Source organism: Priestia sp. 10L35 (assembly GCF_056395685.1).
This window is the reverse complement of sequence record NZ_JBFTKA010000055.1, coordinates 1-451: the sequence shown is the minus strand read 5'-3', so window position 1 is coordinate 451 and position 451 is coordinate 1. Positions and strand designations below refer to the sequence as shown.

Annotated in this window: 1 protein-coding gene and 1 pseudogene; both read right to left on the bottom strand. The window is 67.0% G+C overall.

The genetic code is table 11. The features are described 5' to 3' along the window. The coding region (locus AC1DEF_RS29230; RefSeq protein ID WP_477727745.1) for a thiamine pyrophosphate-binding protein at positions 1–267 on the bottom strand (267 nt) is incomplete at its 3' end. A 37-nt stretch (positions 268–304) separates the two neighbouring features. Further along, positions 305–451: pseudogene (locus AC1DEF_RS29225) on the bottom strand (ketol-acid reductoisomerase); the annotation flags it as partial.

Here is a 451-nt window from a genome sequence, read left to right as displayed (position 1 = left end):
GACCAGGTTCGAGGCGCCCGGCCCGGAGGTCGCCACGCAGACGCCGACCTGGCCACTGGCGCGCGCAAAGCCGTTGGCGGCCAGTGCCGCGCCCTGCTCATGGCGCACCAGGATGTGCTTCAGCGACGAATCCACCAGCGCGTCGTAGAACGGCATGATGGTGCCGCCCGGATAGCCGAACAGCGTACGGACACCCTCGGCCTCCAGCGCCTGGGTCAGCCAGCGCGCGCCGTTGGGCGGCGCGCTGCGGTGTGTGGGAGAGTTCATGGGGGAACCTTGCAGAGCGGGTGGGGGTGCCGCGTTGTTACGCGGCTTGACCTTGCAACCAGACCATCTTGGCGCGCAGTTCCTTGCCTACCTTCTCGATCGGGTGCTCCAGGTCGGCCTGCTTGAACTTGTTGTAGTTCGGCAGGCCCGCTTCGTACTCGGCCACCCAGTTCTTGGTGTAGGT